Source organism: Alexandriicola marinus (genome assembly GCF_004000435.1).
In the GTDB taxonomy this organism is placed as follows: Bacteria; Pseudomonadota; Alphaproteobacteria; order Rhodobacterales; family Rhodobacteraceae; genus Alexandriicola; species Alexandriicola marinus.
Genome location: NZ_RBVZ01000023.1, coordinates 1 through 17,899, shown reverse-complemented (window position 1 = coordinate 17,899; position 17,899 = coordinate 1). Strand labels below are relative to the sequence as shown.

General features: G+C 62.4%; 29 protein-coding genes. 14 read left to right on the top strand and 15 right to left on the bottom strand.

Annotated features, from left to right (window positions below; translation table 11 throughout):
- Nucleotides 1-128 precede the first annotated feature (128 nt).
- From EP376_RS21640 to EP376_RS21625, 4 genes are all read left to right on the top strand, one after another.
- Nucleotides 129-848, top strand: coding sequence for a hypothetical protein (locus EP376_RS21640; RefSeq protein WP_127657584.1), 720 nt, complete (start codon nucleotides 129-131; stop codon nucleotides 846-848).
- A 27-nt stretch (nucleotides 849-875) separates the two neighbouring features.
- Nucleotides 876-1,169, top strand: coding sequence for a hypothetical protein (locus EP376_RS21635; protein WP_127657583.1), 294 nt, complete (start codon nucleotides 876-878; stop codon nucleotides 1,167-1,169).
- A 141-nt stretch (nucleotides 1,170-1,310) separates the two neighbouring features.
- Entirely contained in the window at nucleotides 1,311-1,568 is a 258-nt protein-coding gene (locus EP376_RS21630; RefSeq protein ID WP_127657582.1) for a hypothetical protein, read from the top strand.
- 42 nt (nucleotides 1,569-1,610) lie between these two features.
- Nucleotides 1,611-1,907, top strand: a complete 297-nt coding sequence (locus tag EP376_RS21625; RefSeq protein WP_127657581.1) for a hypothetical protein — start codon at nucleotides 1,611-1,613, stop codon at nucleotides 1,905-1,907.
- A 242-nt stretch (nucleotides 1,908-2,149) separates the two neighbouring features.
- On the opposite strand, the gene EP376_RS21620 is transcribed toward EP376_RS21625, so the two are convergent.
- From EP376_RS21620 to EP376_RS21595, 6 genes are all read right to left on the bottom strand, one after another.
- Nucleotides 2,150-2,455 carry a hypothetical protein gene (locus tag EP376_RS21620; protein ID WP_476724202.1) on the bottom strand — a complete coding sequence of 102 codons (306 nt, stop codon included), beginning with the start codon at nucleotides 2,453-2,455 and terminating at the stop codon, nucleotides 2,150-2,152.
- A gap of 83 nt (nucleotides 2,456-2,538) precedes the next feature.
- Entirely contained in the window at nucleotides 2,539-3,849 is a 1,311-nt protein-coding gene (locus tag EP376_RS21615) for a recombinase family protein (RefSeq protein ID WP_127657579.1), read from the bottom strand.
- Nucleotides 3,846-4,268 carry a DUF2924 domain-containing protein gene (locus tag EP376_RS21610; RefSeq protein WP_127657578.1) on the bottom strand — a complete coding sequence of 141 codons (423 nt, stop codon included), beginning with the start codon at nucleotides 4,266-4,268 and terminating at the stop codon, nucleotides 3,846-3,848. The genes EP376_RS21615 and EP376_RS21610 overlap by 4 nt, the downstream gene beginning before the upstream one ends.
- Nucleotides 4,207-4,875, bottom strand: coding sequence for a bifunctional DNA primase/polymerase (locus EP376_RS21605; RefSeq protein WP_127657577.1), 669 nt, complete (start codon nucleotides 4,873-4,875; stop codon nucleotides 4,207-4,209). Before EP376_RS21605 ends, EP376_RS21610 begins: the two co-directional genes overlap by 62 nt.
- Entirely contained in the window at nucleotides 4,872-5,090 is a 219-nt protein-coding gene (locus EP376_RS21600) for a helix-turn-helix domain-containing protein (protein WP_127657576.1), read from the bottom strand. Before EP376_RS21600 ends, EP376_RS21605 begins: the two co-directional genes overlap by 4 nt.
- 76 nt (nucleotides 5,091-5,166) lie before the next feature.
- On the bottom strand, nucleotides 5,167-6,003 hold the full coding sequence (locus EP376_RS21595) for a hypothetical protein (RefSeq protein ID WP_238928945.1): 837 nt from the start codon (nucleotides 6,001-6,003) through the stop codon (nucleotides 5,167-5,169).
- A 13-nt stretch (nucleotides 6,004-6,016) separates the two neighbouring features.
- On the opposite strand from EP376_RS21595, the gene EP376_RS21590 reads away from it, so the two are divergent.
- From EP376_RS21590 to EP376_RS21580, 3 genes are all read left to right on the top strand, one after another.
- Nucleotides 6,017-6,688 carry a recombinase family protein gene (locus EP376_RS21590; RefSeq protein WP_238928946.1) on the top strand — a complete coding sequence of 224 codons (672 nt, stop codon included), beginning with the start codon at nucleotides 6,017-6,019 and terminating at the stop codon, nucleotides 6,686-6,688.
- 68 nt (nucleotides 6,689-6,756) lie between these two features.
- The gene (locus EP376_RS21585) at nucleotides 6,757-7,044 is read left to right on the top strand and encodes an SH3 domain-containing protein (RefSeq protein ID WP_127657573.1); all 288 of its coding nucleotides are present in this window, start codon (nucleotides 6,757-6,759) and stop codon (nucleotides 7,042-7,044) included.
- 28 nt (nucleotides 7,045-7,072) lie between these two features.
- Nucleotides 7,073-7,288: a hypothetical protein gene (locus EP376_RS21580; RefSeq protein ID WP_238928947.1), complete on the top strand. Its 216-nt coding sequence runs from the start codon at nucleotides 7,073-7,075 to the stop codon at nucleotides 7,286-7,288.
- 120 nt (nucleotides 7,289-7,408) lie between these two features.
- Here the strand turns inward: EP376_RS21580 and EP376_RS21575 are convergent, their stop codons facing one another.
- On the bottom strand, nucleotides 7,409-8,041 hold the full coding sequence (locus EP376_RS21575; protein ID WP_164745033.1) for a TetR/AcrR family transcriptional regulator: 633 nt from the start codon (nucleotides 8,039-8,041) through the stop codon (nucleotides 7,409-7,411).
- A gap of 89 nt (nucleotides 8,042-8,130) precedes the next feature.
- On the opposite strand from EP376_RS21575, the gene EP376_RS21570 reads away from it, so the two are divergent.
- Genes EP376_RS21570 through EP376_RS21560 form a run of 3 tightly spaced genes read left to right on the top strand, consistent with a single transcriptional unit; the run spans nucleotide 8,131 to nucleotide 9,559 of the window.
- Nucleotides 8,131-8,805, top strand: coding sequence for a GNAT family N-acetyltransferase (locus tag EP376_RS21570; RefSeq protein ID WP_127657571.1), 675 nt, complete (start codon nucleotides 8,131-8,133; stop codon nucleotides 8,803-8,805).
- Between the two features lie 15 nt (nucleotides 8,806-8,820).
- Entirely contained in the window at nucleotides 8,821-9,249 is a 429-nt protein-coding gene (locus EP376_RS21565; RefSeq protein ID WP_338068419.1) for a hypothetical protein, read from the top strand.
- Nucleotides 9,250-9,304: 55 nt separating this feature from the next.
- On the top strand, nucleotides 9,305-9,559 hold the full coding sequence (locus tag EP376_RS21560; RefSeq protein ID WP_203331107.1) for a DUF6127 family protein: 255 nt from the start codon (nucleotides 9,305-9,307) through the stop codon (nucleotides 9,557-9,559).
- Between the two features lie 21 nt (nucleotides 9,560-9,580).
- On the opposite strand, the gene EP376_RS21555 is transcribed toward EP376_RS21560, so the two are convergent.
- From EP376_RS21555 to EP376_RS21530, 6 genes are all read right to left on the bottom strand, one after another.
- The gene (locus tag EP376_RS21555; protein ID WP_127657569.1) at nucleotides 9,581-10,072 is read right to left on the bottom strand and encodes a DUF1993 domain-containing protein; all 492 of its coding nucleotides are present in this window, start codon (nucleotides 10,070-10,072) and stop codon (nucleotides 9,581-9,583) included.
- Nucleotides 10,073-10,196: 124 nt separating this feature from the next.
- A complete protein-coding gene (locus tag EP376_RS21550; RefSeq protein WP_127657568.1) occupies nucleotides 10,197-10,619 on the bottom strand; it encodes a hypothetical protein in 423 nt (140 codons plus the stop codon).
- Between the two features lie 294 nt (nucleotides 10,620-10,913).
- Nucleotides 10,914-11,663, bottom strand: a complete 750-nt coding sequence (locus EP376_RS21545) for a DUF924 family protein (RefSeq protein WP_238928948.1) — start codon at nucleotides 11,661-11,663, stop codon at nucleotides 10,914-10,916.
- A gap of 159 nt (nucleotides 11,664-11,822) precedes the next feature.
- Nucleotides 11,823-12,680, bottom strand: coding sequence for a nuclear transport factor 2 family protein (locus EP376_RS21540; protein ID WP_203331103.1), 858 nt, complete (start codon nucleotides 12,678-12,680; stop codon nucleotides 11,823-11,825).
- A 129-nt stretch (nucleotides 12,681-12,809) separates the two neighbouring features.
- Nucleotides 12,810-13,232, bottom strand: a complete 423-nt coding sequence (locus tag EP376_RS21535) for a cupin domain-containing protein (protein WP_127657566.1) — start codon at nucleotides 13,230-13,232, stop codon at nucleotides 12,810-12,812.
- 50 nt (nucleotides 13,233-13,282) lie between these two features.
- Nucleotides 13,283-14,161 (bottom strand): SDR family oxidoreductase, encoded by an 879-nt coding sequence (locus EP376_RS21530; RefSeq protein ID WP_127657565.1) that lies wholly within the window; start codon nucleotides 14,159-14,161, stop codon nucleotides 13,283-13,285.
- Nucleotides 14,162-14,296: 135 nt separating this feature from the next.
- On the opposite strand from EP376_RS21530, the gene EP376_RS21525 reads away from it, so the two are divergent.
- The gene (locus EP376_RS21525) at nucleotides 14,297-14,857 is read left to right on the top strand and encodes a TetR/AcrR family transcriptional regulator (RefSeq protein ID WP_164745032.1); all 561 of its coding nucleotides are present in this window, start codon (nucleotides 14,297-14,299) and stop codon (nucleotides 14,855-14,857) included.
- Between the two features lie 81 nt (nucleotides 14,858-14,938).
- Here the strand turns inward: EP376_RS21525 and EP376_RS21520 are convergent, their stop codons facing one another.
- Both EP376_RS21520 and EP376_RS21515 read right to left on the bottom strand, forming a co-directional pair.
- Nucleotides 14,939-16,069, bottom strand: coding sequence for an acyltransferase family protein (locus EP376_RS21520; protein WP_127657563.1), 1,131 nt, complete (start codon nucleotides 16,067-16,069; stop codon nucleotides 14,939-14,941).
- The gene (locus EP376_RS21515; protein ID WP_127657562.1) at nucleotides 16,059-16,262 is read right to left on the bottom strand and encodes a hypothetical protein; all 204 of its coding nucleotides are present in this window, start codon (nucleotides 16,260-16,262) and stop codon (nucleotides 16,059-16,061) included. The genes EP376_RS21520 and EP376_RS21515 overlap by 11 nt, the downstream gene beginning before the upstream one ends.
- Before the next feature lie 91 nt (nucleotides 16,263-16,353).
- Here EP376_RS21515 and EP376_RS21510 point away from each other — a divergent pair, with 91 nt between their 5' ends.
- The 3 genes from EP376_RS21510 to EP376_RS21500 all read left to right on the top strand — a co-directional run.
- On the top strand, nucleotides 16,354-16,782 hold the full coding sequence (locus EP376_RS21510) for a hypothetical protein (protein ID WP_127657561.1): 429 nt from the start codon (nucleotides 16,354-16,356) through the stop codon (nucleotides 16,780-16,782).
- A complete protein-coding gene (locus EP376_RS21505; protein ID WP_127657560.1) occupies nucleotides 16,757-16,975 on the top strand; it encodes a helix-turn-helix transcriptional regulator in 219 nt (72 codons plus the stop codon). The genes EP376_RS21510 and EP376_RS21505 overlap by 26 nt, the downstream gene beginning before the upstream one ends.
- The coding region (locus EP376_RS21500) for a DUF418 domain-containing protein (RefSeq protein ID WP_127657559.1) at nucleotides 16,972-17,899 on the top strand (928 nt) is incomplete at its 3' end. The genes EP376_RS21505 and EP376_RS21500, both read left to right, overlap by 4 nt.

Below are 17,899 nucleotides of genomic sequence, written 5' to 3'. Positions count from 1 at the left end.
AACTACTACAGCTATTCGAGCGACAAGTCGGCCAGCTACACGACCACGTCGAGCGACAAAAGCGCGTCCAGCACGACCGGAAAATAGAAGACGCCCCCAACGGTGGCCACAGTCGAAGGAACCTGTCCATGGCACTCTGTTTCATCCCCGCCGCTGTCCTTGCCGTGGCGGTTGCCTTACCCGGCGCGGCCCGTGCCGCGACGCTCATCCCCGGTGACACGGTCATCATGCCCGGGACAACGGCCGCTTCGAACCCGGAAGTTGCGGGGGCCACGCTGGCCACGCAACAGCTGTTCTGGAACTCTTATCCGCAACCGAGCCTGTTCATTCAGGGCGGTGTGCACGAGGTCTCGGTGCAGCGCTCGGATGTGACGGGCGGAACGATCATCTCGCACACGCTGACCAACTGGATCAATACGGCTACCGACGTCATGCTGATCGACGGGTTTTCGATCACCGGCTACGCGGGTTTCGACACGGACGTGTCGTACCGCACCGATCTGGCGGGCGACCGGGGGCCGACGACGGCCGAACGGTCGGCCGACGGCGACACGCTGTCGTTCAATTTCTTCCAGGCCCTGAACGTGGGCTATCTGGTGCAGCAAGTGCGCGAGGATTCGTTCCCGGTCAGTATCCTGACCGACGCCAACAGCTATGAGGCGACGGGACGGATGACGATCTGGGGACGGATCGTGGGCGACACCTCGACGGACCCGTTCTCGGTCTCGATCGGCGGCGTCTATGTGCCCAGCATGGCCACCCCGATCCCGCTGCCCGCGTCGATGCTGCTGCTTCTTGGCGCCGTGGCCGGCCTTGTCGGGTTCGGACGCAGGGCACGCTCGGCCTGAGACCTGGCCGCCAAGGAATTTGAACGGTTGGCCGACCTATCGCCGGGTTTGTCCCATCACTTGCAACTCTTCACCGGAAGGATCCCGATGAATTCCAAGTCTTTTCAACCCGCCCGTTTGGCCATTCCCATGGCACTGATCGCCCTGACCCCGACCCTCGCCGCCGCATGGGGGAAGACGAGCTACTACAGCTACAGCAGCGACAGGTCCGCCAGCTACACCACCTCGTCCAACGACGATGCGAAGGGGGCTACGGCGGAGACAACGGCCTCAATTTCAGAAGTCGAAACATCGCAATCTGGCGACGACGAAGCCAAGTAACCGTCACCAACACCGGACCAGCGCCGACACCGGCAAGTGACCGCCCCCATCCCGAAGGAGACTNAAGCCAAGTAACCGTCACCAACACCGGACCAGCGCCGACACCGGCAAGTGACCGCCCCCATCCCGAAGGAGACTGCCATGACCCGCCTCGCCCTCGCCGCACTCATCGCCCTGACGCCGACCCTCGCCGCCGCGTGGGGGAAGGAGAACTACTACAGCTACGACAGCGACAGGTCGGCCAGCTATACGTCCACGTCCAGCGACAAGGGCACCAGCGACCAGCAGGACAGCGACAAGAACGGCGCCGACAACGTCACGAGCGGCGGCGACGCCGGCACGGAAACCATGCCGACAGAAGAGCTTTTTGGCTCCTACAATTTCGACGTGCGTCACTGACAGACGCGCGACCAACCTGACCAATAAAAACGGACGGGACCCATGCCCTATACCGACATCGTGTTCACGCTGGACTGCTCGGGCAAGATGACCGAGGACGAGGTGAGCAAGAGCGCAGACAGCGACGACAGCTTCGTCTTCACCGCGACCAAGGACAGCGACCCCGAGATTGAAGCCACTCGCCTCGACAGGACCGTCGAAGTTTGGTGGACCACGTCTCCCGATCATGAGGAAGCCGATGGCATCCTTTGCGAGGACTGCCTGATCTCGAGCTACCAGACCGGGGGATCGGGATCGGATGGTTCGGTCGCGTCCGTGGACGTCGACTTCCTGTTCTGAACCCGAAACGCTGGGCGGTCCCTGCGCCCTGACGTCCGAGAGCACCGACGGCCCGTGCTGGAACAGCCGGACGATCCGCGAGCGACCGGCTTTCGTTGCCGCGACGGAGCGTCCACCTGCCCCCCCGAGAGAGACCGGCCTGGCTCTTCTTGAGATTGTCAGGCTCTGCAAACGCCGGAATCGAGCAACTTCGGGTATGGGCGAGATCCGGTCGATCGTTGATCCGTTCGTGAAGGGCAGCCTTACCCAATCTGCGAAAAGCGGTCCGACTGTTCTTCCCAATCCACCGGAAATAGCTCCAGCACCCTTTCCAGCGTCACTTCCGGTCCCTGCTTCCCTTCCAGGATCGCCTCGACGATGTCCGGCGCGAGCAAGGTCAGGCGCAGAACGCGGGTCATGTAGGAAGATGCGATGCCCTCGCGTTCGGCCAGTTCAGCGATAGTTGCGAACTCGCCTGAGTCCAGCATGTGCTTCCATCGGAACGCGCGGGCCAGCGCCTTGACGAGGGCGCTATCTGTCCGGCGCGGTTGAACAGCACCGTCCGACATCTGCATCTCCTTCCGTCCGCCACGCTTCACGATCCGGAACGGGACGTGGAGCGTCACAGCGTCGGGGATCGGAGCCCCGCGGGTCATGCGGCGGCCTCGATACCGCCGGCAAGCATCTCGCGCGCGAGGCCGCTCAGCCCATCGACGCGCAGCCGCACATTTAACCCTTCCGTGCCGATATCTACGCGCTCGATCAGCAGCGCCACTATGCGCGCCTGCTCGGTGGGGAACAGTTCGTCCCAAAGCGGGTCGAGCTGCCGCAAGGCCGCGCGGGCGTCGGCCTCGGTGATGTCGTCGGCGTGGGCGCGCGCCGCCTTCCATGTCCCCGCAACGATCTCGGGCTGGCGGAACACGGCGCGAAGCTGGTCGATGACGGCGGCCTCGACCTCGCCCGCTGGCACTCGGCCGACAGGGCATGATCCGGCCCCATGCTTCAACACCGTCTGGCTGACGTAGTAGCGGTAGAGCCTGTGTCCCTTGCGGGTGTGCGTCGGCGAGAAGGCCGCGCCGTCGGGTCCGAACAGCAGGCCCTTCAGCAGCGCGGGCGTATTGGCGCGGGTGCGGGCGGCGCGCTTGCGCGGGCTTTCGGTCAGGATGGCGTGCACGCGGTCCCAAGTCTCGCGGTCGATGATCGCGTCGTGCTCGCCGGGGTAGCTGTCGCCCTTGTGGACCGCCTCGCCGATATAGGCGCGGTTGTTCAGCATCCGGTAGAGGTACTTCTTGTCGATGCGATTACCGCGCGGCGTGCGGATGCCGCGTTTCGCGACCTCCCGCGCCAGTTCGGTGCCCGATCCGATTTCGAGGAAGCGGGCGAAGATCCAGCGGACATGCTGGGCGCGCTCGTCATCGATCACCAGCTTCCGATTCTCGACGCGGTAGCCATAGGGCGGCACCCCGCCCATCCACATGCCCTTCTTTCGGCTGGCGGCGACCTTGTCTCGGATGCGTTCGGCGGTCACCTCACGCTCGAATTGAGCGAAGGACAGCAGGATGTTCAGCGTCAGCCTGCCCATCGACGTGGTCGTGTTGAAGCTCTGCGTCACCGAGACGAAGGTCACGCCGTTCCGGTCGAACACCTCGACCAGCTTGGCGAAGTCGGCCAGCGAGCGGCTGAGGCGGTCGATCTTGTAGACCACGACCACGTCGACCAGCCCGTCTTCGATATCCTCCAGCAGCCGCTTCAAGCCAGGCCGTTCCAGGGTGCCGCCCGAGATGCCGCCATCGTCATACTGATCACGGACCAACACCCAGCCCTCAGACCGCTGGCTGGCGATATAGGCTTCACAGGCCTCGCGCTGGGCGTGGAGCGAGTTGAACTCCTGCTCCAGCCCTTCCTCGGAGGATTTCCGGGTGTAGATCGCGCAGCGCAGTTTCCTGACTATTGGTTTGGTCATGCGCCCCTCCGATGGTTTCTCAGCCCGAAGAACACCCAGCCATTCCAGCGCGTGCCGGTGATGGCGCGGGCGACGGCCGACAGCGACTTGTAGGGTCGTCCCTGCCAGTCGAACCCGTCAGCGGTGACGGTGACGACGTGTTCGACGCCCTGCCATTCACGGATCAGCCGTGTGCCGATGATGGGCATCATGTCAGCGCGGATGCGGCTCTTCTTGCGATCACCGCCATCGAGTTGCTCGCCAAGGGCCTCCAGCCGTTTCACCGTTTTCGGCTTCAAGCCGCCGTAGGTAAGTTCCTGGATGCGGTAAGCGAGCCGGCTCTCCAGGTAGCGGCGATTGAACGGCGGCGGTTCGCTGTCAAATAGGTCGCGCCACTGCGCCTTCAGCTCCTGCGTCGGCGTGGTCTTGAGCGCGGCCATCCGGATCGATCCAGGAGAGGAGCTCCGCGACTTCGGATCTGTTTGCAGGGTTCTGTTCGAATTGAAGGACAGCCGCTCTTCTTTCACGGGGCTCACAGAACGTCGCTATCCAGTCGGGGCAACGAACTGGCGAGCTATCATCAACTACCTCGTAAGGCTTGCCTTCAAATGTCGAGGGGGCGAGCAGAATGTACCCGTGATGCTTTACATCGACGCCTTGGCACAGCTTCCCCGGGAACTTCGTGCTTTTGTCTGCCGAGAACACATAGTGGCGACCGCCTCTCGGTGAGGCCTGAGTGAAGGTCGGTGGCAGCGTTTTTCCAATCGACACATCGTACCAATCACAGCCTGGCTTGTAGAGGTCTGCATCTATTGCCACGAGTCCTGAGGCCGAAAGGCTGAGACCGATATTGGCGTCGGGCCAGCGCGTCCACCAATTGCGTATCAGGTTCAGATCGCACGAGGCATCCTTGTGGCCTGCCGGCAGCAGGTGGGTCGAACGGCCGTCAGCGGACCGCCCCTTGGTATCGGCACCAAGCGGGAAGACCATCCATCCCCGATGAGCATAGGCCAGGGCAGCGATCATCTGTGAGGATGGCGTGCTCATGGTGCGGCTCCGGGAAAGCGGCTAGCGTTCTCGAAATCACGGACATCATTGCGCCCGTAGAGAACCCGGCCGCCGATCCTGTACCAGGACGGACCTGCGCCGGCTTCCCTCCAGCGCTGCAGGGTCCGCTGGCTGATCCGCCAATGGCGCGCGAGTTCACGCTCTGTCAGTCTTTCTGGAAGGTGGTCGTTCGGGGTGTTCGGATTGTCTGCCATGTCGGTCTCCGTCGGCTTCTGGAGACCTTTTCGGAAGGCGAATCGTTGCCGGTCCGTTGTTCGACCGTTGCTGGATTTATGTTGGCGCTATTTTTAGAGCCCAGAACTTTCGCTTTGGGCTGTAGATGTATCGGTCTTTTATGTGTCCGTTCCAATCAGACGCTCCGAAGGCGGCAGCTGGGCTCGCGGAACCGGTGTGGTTCAGCAACGCACCGGTCTGGACCGAGTTCTGGCCACTGAGGTGAGCTTTGTAGAGCTTCTCGACGATCTTGACCCTACTTTCGCCGATGATCGTCCACGGGTCTTCGTTGGGCAGGAACAAGACAGCCCGATCGCCGTGGTCGAGAAATTCAACTGCATCCGCGGAGACCGCGGCGCCGCGCCTGTTCGCCCAGAGCAGTTCCAAGCCGGGCAGGTCGAGTTGCCGCTGATCGGTGTCAATCGTCTCGGCGAGGTTCACGACCATGTGTTTTCCCAGATAGTCGAGGCCGCAATCGCCGGGCGTCAGGACGAGGCCGGATGCCCGATCGGCTTTGCCACGCAACAAACTGTCGACCTGCTGGAGAGACTTGAGGTCGTCGATGCTTTCCCAAAGATAGATCGGTAGCCGATCCGAACCGACCTGGCCCGAACCGAGCGAATACAGACCTCGGCCCAGGCCCTCAGGACGCGTGGTCACCCCAAGGGGCGCCAAGGCGGAAAGGACTTTCGAACGGATATAGTCTCGATTGATCGTCCAGCTGAGTAGCTGATCGAGCCCTGCTTCGCCCAAAGGGATGTCCTCGCCGATGCTAAGGGAGGCTATTTCGCGACCGAGGTCGGCATGGGTCGCTGTCTCGATCGGGCCGAGATCGTCATCATCAATCAGAATCTCCGTTGCGATAGTGCGCTGGCTCAGGAAGCTAGCCGTCACGAGGCGATCAATATTGACATCCAGATCTCGCAGCTCAGGGCTGGGACTGGAGGCGCAGCGCAAGGCGATCGAGGACTACGTGACGGGGCAGCAGGCAGACCTGTTCGCCCGCTTCACCGAGGTCGAGAGCGGCCGTAGAGCAGACCGGCCGGAACTGGCCATGGCCATCGACCTCGCGCGCCTGACCGGCGCCACGCTCGTGATCGCGAAGCTGGACCGTCTCAGTCGTAACGCCGCGTTCCTTCTCACCCTCCGCGACAGCGGGGTGCGCTTCCTTGCGTGCGACATGCCCGAGGCCAACAGCCTGACGGTGGGCATCATGGCGCTGGTCGCCGAACAGGAGCGCGAGGCAATCTCACGCCGCACGAAAGAGGCGCTGGCGGCTGCGAAGGCCCGCGGGGTGACGCTGGGCAACCCGAACGGGGCCGCCGCGCTGCGGCGGTCAGGCAAAGGCGGGGCGGCTCTTCGTCGGACTGTTACCGAGAATGCCGACACCTTCGCCCGATCCCTCGCCCCCGTGCTCGCGGATATCAGGGCCCACGGCCACACCACCCTGCGCGCCATCGCCGCCGAGCTGAACAGCCGTGGCATCCGAACAAGACGCGGCGGGCAGTGGCATGTTTCTAATGTGCGGAACTTACTGGCACGTAAGCAGAAGGTGGCGTCTGCCGAGCCGAAGCCATGATCCGCGAACATTGTCATGCCTCGAGAGTGAAGGTAGGAACAGGAAGCCCGACCGAGTGAGTTTGGATCGTGACCAGAATTACATCGACTGCCCTTCTCACGCTCGTGCTCCTCGCCGGCTGTAGTGGTCTGACCGGCGCGCGCGCGGTGGTAGAGGGCGCAGGGCAGGATGAACTTCTGAAATTGCGGGGCGGCCCGGGGCTCGGCTTTCGCGTTATCCTCGGCCTGCCTGACGGCACTGAACTTATCCGTCGCGACTGCGTGACCGAAATCGGCCAGCTCTGGTGCCGGGTCTCCCTCAGAGATGCGCCACAGATCACCGGGTACGTCTCAGCCGACTACCTCTCTGTGCCGTGAATTCCGATAGCAATTCACTTGTGCCCGCTTGCGCGGACGGCTCGTCCTGAACGGCACGACCGAAATCCGTGGCTCCTTCGGCGAAATCTCCGCCACCCATGTCTCGCTCGCCACCGCGATCTGGCTGCAGACCCTGGTGCCGCTGACTGCGGGCGATACCGTCGAGCTGCAGGGGTATTTCCGGGTCGCGGACGGCTACTTCGCCGCCGACCACACATCCTTCTGGGGCTGCAAGGTCGGCTGACCTGCAAACCCCGCTTCGATCTACGTCGACCTCCATACCCTCGGCGGCGAGACCGCGCCCGGGATCTGATGGCGTTCAAACAATGGCTGCAGCTCGATCGAGCTTGATGAAATGTCCCGGTTAGGGGATGCCCGGTATCTTGGCAGGCGGGCGCGGGACAAGGTCCAGCCCCGCGAGCAGACGGTCGAGCGCCCGGCCCGCGCGTGCGCGGGTTGCGGGCGGGTCGTCGCTTGCCGCGATCCACAGGGCCAGGTCGCCGAGCGCGGCATCGAGGAGGCGCGCCAATGCCTCGTCATCGCGCGGCTCGTCGCCGGGGTTGGGCACAGCAGCGATGGCTGCGGTCAGCGCAGCCCGCGACGCTTCGCCGTCGAGGGCGCTCGCCCGCGGACCGAGCACGGCGGGCGCATCGCGGAACAGGATGCGCTGCAGGCCCGAGTCGCAGGCGAGGTCCAGCCAGCCCTCGCATACCGCCGCCAGCCCCGCGGCCGGATTGGGCGCGGCGTCCCAGAGCGCGGTCAATTGTGCGGCGATATCGTCCTCTAGCGCCCGCACGACGGCGGCGAAGAGGCCCTCCTTGCCGCCGAAATGGTGGTAGAGCGCGCCACGCGTCAGCCCGAGTTCGGCGGTCAGCGCTTCGGCCGCGACGTTGGCAAAACCCTGCGTGGCAAAGGCATCCCGCGCGGCCGCCATTAGACGGGCGGTGGTGGCGGCGGTCATCGCGCGCTTTGTGCGCGGCGCGACGGATTCGGTCATTGCGCCTCCTTGACATACACAGCGTATGCATTTATTCATCTCACATACAGACTGCATGTATCCATTAAACCTGTCAATCGGAGCCTGCCATGACCGAACCCGCCATTGTCCCCGTGATCGTAGCCCGCGCCGGGCGCGCCGAGGACATCCCGTTCCTCGCCCGCATCATCGAGATCGCGTCCACCCCGCCCTTCCCGCAGTCGCCTTTGCGGCAGGTGCTCGACCCAGTGGACACGTCAACGCTGCCCTTCCTCGAGGTGGTGCTGGCCGAGGATGCCTTTGCCTGGGGTTTAATCGCGGACTTTGTGGTGCTGACGGTGGACGGCAACCCCGCCGCGGCCTGCGCGGTGTTCCTGCCCGACGCCGGAAACCGACACCCCTTGCGGATGGACAGGATGCCCGCGGTCGCCGCGCGACTGGGGTGGGACGGTGCCCGGCTGCAGGCGTTTCGCGCGGCTTACGATAGCGCCTTCACGCCTGAAGACGAGGCCATGCTGACCCCCCTCGCCGGTGCGATCTTAGAAGCGGTGGGCGTGTTGCCGGAGTTCCGGGGCCTCGGCCTCGGCGACCGGCTGATGCAGGAGGCCAAGGCCGCCGCGAGGGTGAAGGGGGCCGCAGACCTTGCCGTGGGAGCGATCGCGGGCAACGACCCGGCGCACCGGCTTTATGCTCGCCATTTCGCGCCGGTGGTCACGTTCCACGCCGCGCATTTCGACGGGCAATTCCCGGGCGAGACGAAGTATCGCGCGGTGCTGGCAGCGTAGCTAGCAAGGACGTGGATGGAGCTTATCGCGTCCTTCAGCAGCACCCTGTCATTGCCCCGCCTGCGTGATCCGCCAGGCGGGGTTTTCGCGTTCGCGTGGGGACCCGCGCGGCGGCCAAAAGAGGGAGGAACGAGTGACGACCGGGGGGCAGTTCAGGCGAGCTTCGCGGTCGCCTCGGCTACCAATGTCCTGACCCTCTTCCTCTACGCCGCCCCGAACGCCAGTTCGGTCTGGGTCCGCGTCGTGGAGGAAGTCTCCGGCGCCGTCGCCGAGGTCGAGATCACCGCGAACCTCCCCGCCGCCACCCAGCTCCTGAGCCCCCGCAACTACATGAACACCGGCAGTACGGCGGCCGCAGTCGCTCATGACTGCTCGGGTTTCCGCGCGCAGGATGGATATTTCGCGGCCGATAACACGTCCCTTTGGGGCTGCAAGATCGGCTGAACGGAGAGAGGGTTACCCCATGACACCACCCCGATCCGATCAGGGTTTCGTGCGCATGCCCGACGCCGAGTTCGAGGCGATGCTGGCACGGGCCGCCGAGAAAGGCGCCAAGCGCGCGCTCGCCGATGTTGGTCTCGACGGTGAAGAAGCGGCGCTCGATATACGGGATCTGCGATCCTTGCTCGACTGCGTGCGGCTGGTGCGCCGCACCGCGATGCAGACCGCCGTCCGCATGATCACCACCGGCGTGATGCTGGCGCTGCTCGCGGGCATCGCGATCAAGCTGAAGATCTTCGGCAGCGGTCCATAGACCGGACCGCTGTTGAGCAGTTCAACTCGCCCAAAGAAAATCGCGCTTTCCCAAGGGCACGCCATTGTGGCGCAAGATGTTGTAGGCCGTCGCCAGATGAAAGTAGAAGTTCGGCAATCCGAAGCGCGTTAGGTAGGTCTGCCCGTCGCGAGCCGTTCCTTCGGGCGCAAGCGGCACTGCCAGCTCCCGCGTTTCGGCAGCAGCGAAAGCGGCATCGGGGATCGCCTCCAGAAATGCGATCGTGTTCGCGATGCGACCCTGAAGCTCCGCGAATGACACTTCGTTGTCCTCATATCTGGGTGGATCGGTCTGCGACAAACGGGCGGCTGTAAGCTTTGCAGAATCGCAGGCCGTGGTGACGTTGCGAGTCAGATGGAACATATCCGGATACAGCCGCGATTTGAGAAGGGCGTCTGGGTCAATCTTGCGATTTGCACAATGGCTTTCGACCTTTGACAAAATCGAAGAAAGGCAACGAAGGCCATGAATGAGATCAGGTACGGGGCTCCGCATTGTGTTAGCTCCAGATAAGTATTGTGATTACGAGAAACTGCCAGATATACCTTACCGCTTGCTTGGGTCCGAACCATGAGCCCCGTAGTATTGCAGGTGGGTTCATTTCCAAGCCACGCAGCGGTCAGTTGCTGAAGCCGATGTAGTTTAGGATCGCAGCTGCCGCCCAGAAGGGGGCCATGAGGATGCCGACATTGCGCCCATTGCGGCTGACCCTGGGGTGATGCCCAAGTCCGGGAACACCGGCATGGTTGGCATTCACCAGCGCGAAAAGGGTCGCCATCACGCCGAAGACCAAATGCAGCGCATGACGGTCGGCCAAGGGAAGAGTTAGTCCGTACAGGATACCAACCGCCACCGCGATGAAGGCTAGCGCGCCTTGGCGTTGCTCGAACAGCAAAAGAAAGATGTAGTCCGCGCCCGCAGGTGCCTTGTCTTTCGGGGCGGCGTCCAATGCCGCATCAAGCATGGCGATCTGGTCATTATGGGTCAGTGCCTTCGACGGGCGCGGCAGGCCGGGAGCGAAGAACGGCAGCACCCAGTTCACGATCCATCGTGCCCAGAGCGGACGGGCAACTTCGACAGTATGGAAGATAGCCGGAGCAAGTCATAGCAGAAGGCCGAGGGTGGAGGCAAAAGTGGAAGACATTTCGATTAATCCTTTCGATTAAAGGGGTATCTATTGTGGCACCGCTTGGAAGAGCCACGGGAACAGTGTCGGGTTCGCGCCCTTCTGCGCCGGCATCATGCGTCCGGTGCGTAACTCATGCGCAAACCCAATCATTCGCGTGAGCACGCATGCGAATTCGGACGGGCAATCTGTGTGTGTGTCATGCCTCAATTATCCAATTCTTTGGCTGAAAGACGCCTTGCCGCCCGCCCAGATGGGCAGGTTTTCTTTATCGTTGAGCCATGCTTTCTCAGCCGCCGTAGTCTCGCGACCAAACTCAGCGTTGCGTTGCGGGTAGCGACCGAATTTTTGCAGGACCTGGCGGTGCTGGTCGATGGCTGGTTTGTTGCGCTCGGTAAACAATCTGAAATTCGGATAGGCCCCGATGGCCAGATCGACAAAGGCGCAGGCAAGGTCCAGATCCGCTACATCCTCGGAATGTGCCAGGGCCCAGGGCAACAGATAGAGAATGGCCGCAGGCAGGGTAAGCGTGTCGTCGATCCTCTGCGGGGCCATCAGCGCGCGCATCAGGTCGCGGGCAATCGGATCGTAGGAAAAGGCTTCGGCGCTGCCCCGAAAACAGGATCGTGACAATTGATCGGCCAGCAGTACCTTGGCCACTTTGCCTTCAAGGCTGTCCCAGCCTTCGCCGGTCAAGCTCGGTGGATCGGCCTTCAATTCACGCACAACCGGTGCGAATGGCTGGCAAAACGCGTCGAGAGTCCGACCGCTTTGAAACCAGATCGTCATCAAGGGCCGCACCGTTTCGTCCTGGTTCAGGCTTTCACGGATTTCCGGCTTCGCAGTATCGCAGCCGCACATGTAGTTGAGCACGCTGCTTGGTGACCGGGGATTCTCGACTGCACGAACAACATCCGGGCGCTGACGAAAACTCTCGGTGGTCAGTTCAAAGGCGGGCATTGGTTTTTCCTTCGATCAGCCATCATGATGGCGTCTGGCCGTTCAATCGCGGCTCTCGCATCACGGCCATGTCGCAGGCGAGAGATAATCCCGCCTGCTTGGTTGCAGTTCATGGGCGCGGGATTGCGCGGCCGGTTCTGTTCGCCGACCGCGCAGCGCTCAGTTGTCGAAGCCGGTGAACATGCCGTTGGTGTTGGCAAGGCCTTCGGTCGGGACGGGCTGGATCACGTCCCAATGCTCGACGATCATGCCGTCTTCCATGCGGAACAGGTCATAGAAGGCATGCGTCTGACCGCTCCATTCGCCCTCGCTGACGGTCAGGACAAAGTTGCCCTCGCCCAAAACGGCGTGGATGTCCGTGTAGACAAACATGTTGCCCTGCGCCGTCAGCGCTTCCACCGCTGCGACGATGCCGTCCAGCCCATCCGCGATCTGGGGGTTGTGCTGGGCATAGCTCTCGGCGCTGATATATTCGGTGATCTTGGCTGGGTTCTTGCCCATCAGCACGTCTTCGATCAGCGCCACGGCGAGGGCCTTGTTGGCCTCGGTCTCGTCCAGATCCGTCACCTCGGTGGGGCCGTCGGTCTGGGTTCTGCCGCTGACGGTGTCCGTGACAAGGGGCTGCAACGCGTCCCAGTGTTCCGCGACTTTTCCGTTCTCATCCACCCGGATGATGTCAAAGGACACCATCTCATCGGCACCGAACGGGGCGGCATTGCGCCAGATGTTGTGCATGAAGACATAGTTGCCGTCTTCGAACATGCGGATGTTCTCGGCGGTGGTTCCGGCCTCTGCCAATACCGGCAGGAGGTCTATGAACGGCTCAAGCCCGGTCGGAATGAAGGGGTTATGCTGGATGTAATCGGCGTTCGCCACTTCGCGCATGGTATCGACGTCGCCTTGCAGGACGGCGCCCAGGAACGTGCCGACAATCGGCTTGATGGAGCTCGCGTCATCGGCAAAGGCACCGGTGGCAAGCAAAGTGGCAGCGGCAGCAGCTGTGAGCGTCTTTTTCATCATGAGGATCCTTTCAGGGTGTGGGTGCAGTGGTGGTGGAAGGTCTATGGGCAATCCCCTCAGGCGTCGGCACCGCCCAAGACGCCGAACAAAGCACGGCAGTTCAACAGGTCTGACGACGTTTCTGCCCTATTCGGCCAGCGCGACGTCACGGGGACCCGTGAACGCGAGCAGGCCGATGCAGGGGACATCGCTGTCGCAGCGGTCGGCATGCACGACGCCGCCTTCGACCAGGGAATAGTCGCCCGGCACGGTCGAAACCTCGGTGCCGTCCGCCTCGATATGCACCCATGTGCCCGCGATGCTCAGCCCCCAGTAATCGTGGGTATGGGTGTGCATCGGCAGCGCGACGCCCGGGTCCATCTTAAACAGCCAGGCCGCACCAGTGGCGTCGTCGCCCCAGGCCAGCGCCAGTTGCACGCCGGGGATAGGCGCATCGACCCACTCCACGTCCGCAAGGGCGACATGGTGGTCGCCATGGGCGTGGCTCTCGGCGAATGCGGCTGTTGTCAGCAGGGCCGCCGTGGTGGCGACGATCAATGTCTTGAACATTGGATTGGTCCTTTCAGGTGCACAAGTCTTTCGGGGTTGGTGGTTCGGGGTCAGGCGTCGGCGCCGCCCAGCACGCCGTCCAGTTGCATCTCCTTGAGCAGCGCGTCCTGCCGCGGTTGGGTGAAAGCGTTCATCTCGTCCACGCCCCAGGTGATGCCGACAACCGTGCGCGTGGGGCGCTTGCCGGGTGCGGCATCAGCCAGCGACAAATAGGCATCGACGACCAGTTGCGGGTCGGGGGCTTCATCGCTGGCCAGCATCTGGGAAAAACCCGCGACCATGGCATCAGGCACCTTGCCGAGGTCGCCATAAGACGCCAGCACTTCCCCTCGGGCGGGCGGCTTGCCGGCGGCCAGCAGGTTCGAGGGGAACGGTCCCGGCTCGACAAGGGCGATGTCGATGCCGAAGGGGGAAACCTCGTAGCGCAGGCTCTGGCTATAGGCTTCCAGCGCGTGTTTCGTGGCGCAATAGGTGCCGAAGAACGGCACCGAGACCCGCCCGGCAAGGGAGCTTGTGTTGATGATGAGGCCCGAACCGGCCGCGCGCATCGACGGCAGAACCGCCTGCATGGCGCGGATGGCCCCGAAATAGTTGGTGTCCATCTGTTCCGTGGCCTGCGTAACCGAATAGGCGTCGGTCATGCCGATATACATGATGCCTGCGTTGTTGATCAGGATGTCGACAGTCCCCTCGGCAAGGATAAGGGCGAAGCCTTCAGCCACAGACGTGTCGCTTGTGACGTCCATCTCGGCGATGGCGATGTTGGGAGAATAGGCTTCCAATTCGGCCCTCTTGCCCGCATTGCGCCCACCGGCGTCGCGCATCGTGCCCCAGACCCGGTCTCCCCGATCCGCAAACGCGCGAACCGCTGCCGCGCCGAAGCCGCTGCTGGCCCCTGTGATGACGATCGTTCTACCTGTCTTTGCCATGTGTCACTCTCTTGGTTGCAAGGTGTGTTACCAAGTGGTACGGATATCTGATAGATGCCGTCAAGGCATAAAATACCACATGGTAATAAAATGAGTTCTGACACAGCGAAACCTGCACGCGGCCGACCGCGCACGATGAATGCCGACAAGGTGCTGGACGTCGCGATGACCGCGTACTGGCAAAGTGACCCCGCCGATGTGTCTGTCAACGCGATCTGCCAGATGGCGGGCATTTCCAAGCCCTCGCTGTACCGCGAGTTTGGAAGCGAGGACGGGCTGAAGCGCGCGGTCCTCGACAGCTATGCCGAACAGGTGCTTTCGGACGTTTTCATGATCGTAATCAGCGGCAACGGGTTGCAGGAAACGCTTGCGGCACTAGTCGACTTTGCCGCCGCCGACCCGCGGATGGAAACCGGCTGTCTGTTCTACAAGATGCGGGCTGGAAAGCACCGGCTCGGACCCGAGACCCTGGCACGCGTGGAAGACATCGACGCAACCGCACGCTCTGCATACGTGGCGCTCTTGCAGGCCGCGCGCGACAGTGGCGAATGGCAGGGCGGGTTGCCCGTGGAGGCTGGGGCGAGCTATCTCGGCGAGCAGATCGCGCTGGCCATCACCCAGCGCGCCTCGGGCGAGGAGCCTGCCCGCGTCCGCGAGATGCTTACCCTCGCGTTGTCCGTGTTCACCCGCCGTTGACACGGCCTGGTCAGCATGCTCGACGCTCTCGGACAGTCTTGAACTGGATCAGAAGCTGGTACCGGGACGACAATGCACGGGTCACGACCAACCGTTTGCCCGCCACGGCCACTTGAACCACGAGTTTCGGTAGCCGCTGAAAAGCCAGTCCACAGGCGTATGCCGCACCAGAATAGCATAGATCACCAAGCTTACCAGTATCGTGCCCATCGTGCTGCAAATGACCGCCACGGTGCTGTCGACACCCAAGTTAAGGAAGGCGATGGTCATCGCAATCGCCGGCCAGACATGGACGATGTAAACGGGATACGAGGCCCGAACGGTGAAGCTCACAAGGCGGCTGGGTTTGCCCAAGAAAGCCTGTGTTACACCGATCAATCCGAAGATAAGCATCAAGGTCGCTGCCGCGGCAACAAGCTGAAATGCGATGGTATCTGGTGGCCAACCACTCAACAGAATGGCAAGTAACGAACCGCCTAAAAGAAATGAACCATAGACACCAGCCTGCGCGAGATCTTCTATCAGAGCACGACCAAGCCAGAGTGCCTGGCCGATCAGAAAGAAACACCAGAAGAAGAGGAATCCGCCGAATTCCGGATCAAGCACCGTCACTGGGACAATGTTGCTCAAACCATTGCGCCCAAAGCTGTTCACCAAGGCCACTGGGAGCACCAGCACAACAAGCCGAGGAACGCTAGATGTCGTCCAGCGGACCAGTCTTTCGATCCGGTGCGACGGCAAATGCCATAGCACCGCCGAGAGGACGCACATCATGGTCAGGAACCACAGAAACCAAAGGTGTCCGAGCTCAAGGGGGCTTCCGCCCGACAAGGCCGCGAAGACGACACAGAATACCAGAAGAACCCCGAAAATCCGGATTGCACGATCCTTCAGAAATGTTTTGGGCCCTCGACGTGACAGGACCATCTGCGCAAAGAAACCGGCCAATAGAAAGAATAGCGGCATCCGCCATACGTGGCTCCATGCCACGAAGAGGCCAAGCGCACGGGCAGGTTCGATCTCGACCTGGTTTGACGGCAAACCAAGATATTCGGGTGTCAGTACAGGCATTGCGGCATGAAAGATCACGCCGAGCAACAAGGCCAGGCTGCGCAGCAGATCGAGCCCATGGTAGCGTTTCGGCCCCATTTTCATGCCGCCAAAGGCATCCGCATGAGAAATCACTACCGACTTGGAGATTTCATTCCGCATTACTGACAAGGCGCTTCAAGACTGCATTGGCGAGGGCGGATAGGCCGACCCCGATGCCGACGCCAAACAACAACTTGTCGACGATCATCCATGTTTCGCCTGCAACCAAGACGAACGAGATGACCTGACCCAGTCCCATTCCTATGAGAATGCCGATGAAGCTGGTCAGCCCTTTGGATCGTGATCTTCGCATTGGTGTCGCCCATCCCGTATGTGTAACCTTTAGGTGACATTACCTGATTCGGGTGGTAGTGTCACCTACAGGTTACAAATTGGAGGGCGTTGTGATTTCAGCACCAAAACTGTCGTTGATCTGGAGCGCCGCGATGGCGGCCTTTGGGATCATGTTCTGGCTTTACGCAGCCCTGACGTTGGTTATGCCGGCGTTCTTCGCGCCTTTGGGTTTCATGCTGGCGATCCTTGCCGGGCTGTTTGTGCTTGTTCTCGCCGCTACAGGCGCCTTGGCTGGCACGGCAAACCTCGCGCGCGCATGGGACGAGGGGGCAGAGTACGACTCGAACCGGGCCTACAAGTTCGGCTTCACGACCGCCTGGACCGTCTATCTCGTCGCCTGGTTGTTTCTTGAGCAGGGTTGGGTGAGCGTAGATGCAGCCTTCCCCATGATGGGCGCTGTGACCGGCGGATCCTATTGCTTGTTCATGGGCGTGGTGGGCCTGAGGGGCTGGTATGAAACTCGTCACGCATCTGACTGAGCGCCGGAAAGCCGCTGGCCTCACGCAGTCCCAACTCGCGGAAAACGTCGGCGTGTCGCGCAAGACGATCAACACGGTAGAAAACAACGTCTTTGTGCCATCGACGATCCTTGCCCTGAGACTTGCCAGGGAACTCGGGTGCAGCGTGCATGACCTTTTCGAGCTTCCAGACGAGGGCGAGACCCGGCAATGACAACCCGAACCGTTCTAGCGCCGCGCGCGCTCATGCCCGATTACCTTCGGCTCTTCGCACTGTTCGGTATCGTTGTCGTCAACGTCCAGTACATCGCGTTCTCGGCGCTGCACGGGTTCGCCGACCCTGTCGCCGAAACAGCCCTTGATGCCATCACCCTATGGCTGGTGAACGGGCTGGCGCTTCTGAAGACCTACGGGCTCTTCTCCTTCATGTTCGGCGTCGGGCTGGGGTTCCTCATGCGCTCGGTGGCGCGGCGTGGGCTGCCGTTCGGGCGCGTCTATCGCAACCGCATGATAGGCCTCCTGATCCTCGGGATTGCCCATGGCTGCCTGTTCTTTCCCGGCGACATCCTGACGATCTATGCCGTGACAGGGTCGATCCTCTACCTGTTCCGGGACTGGCCGATGCGGCGCCTTGTCCGGGTCGGCGCGGCGTTCCTGCTCGTTCAGGCCCTCATCGCGCCACTGCTGCTGCTGGCCGCGCCGGAGACGCCGCCCGACATCGTCGCGATGGAGCGCGCGATCCTGACGGATGGCGGGTTCTTCGAGGCCGTCCTGTTCCGCAGCATCGGCTTCGCCTTCATCATGCCGTCCTTCCTCGTGATTCAGGGCACTGCGGCGCTCGGCTGGTTCTGCCTCGGCCTTGCGGCTGTGAAGTCCGGCATGATCGACGATGCAATGCACCCGCTCTGGCGGCGGTCGCGGCGCTGGTGTCTCGGGCCGGGGGTCGCGCTTGGACTCCTGGGGGGCGCGATCTGGCAATGGGGGCCGCCGGTGCCCGGAGTGGTCCTGACCGTCATCTCAGCGCCGGTTGCGACGCTGGGTTATCTCGGGCTGATCGCGGCAGTCTCACGCCCGCCGGGGCCGATCATGGCGCAGGCGCTGACCGCCGGCGGTTCGAGCCTGAGCATATACCTCGGCC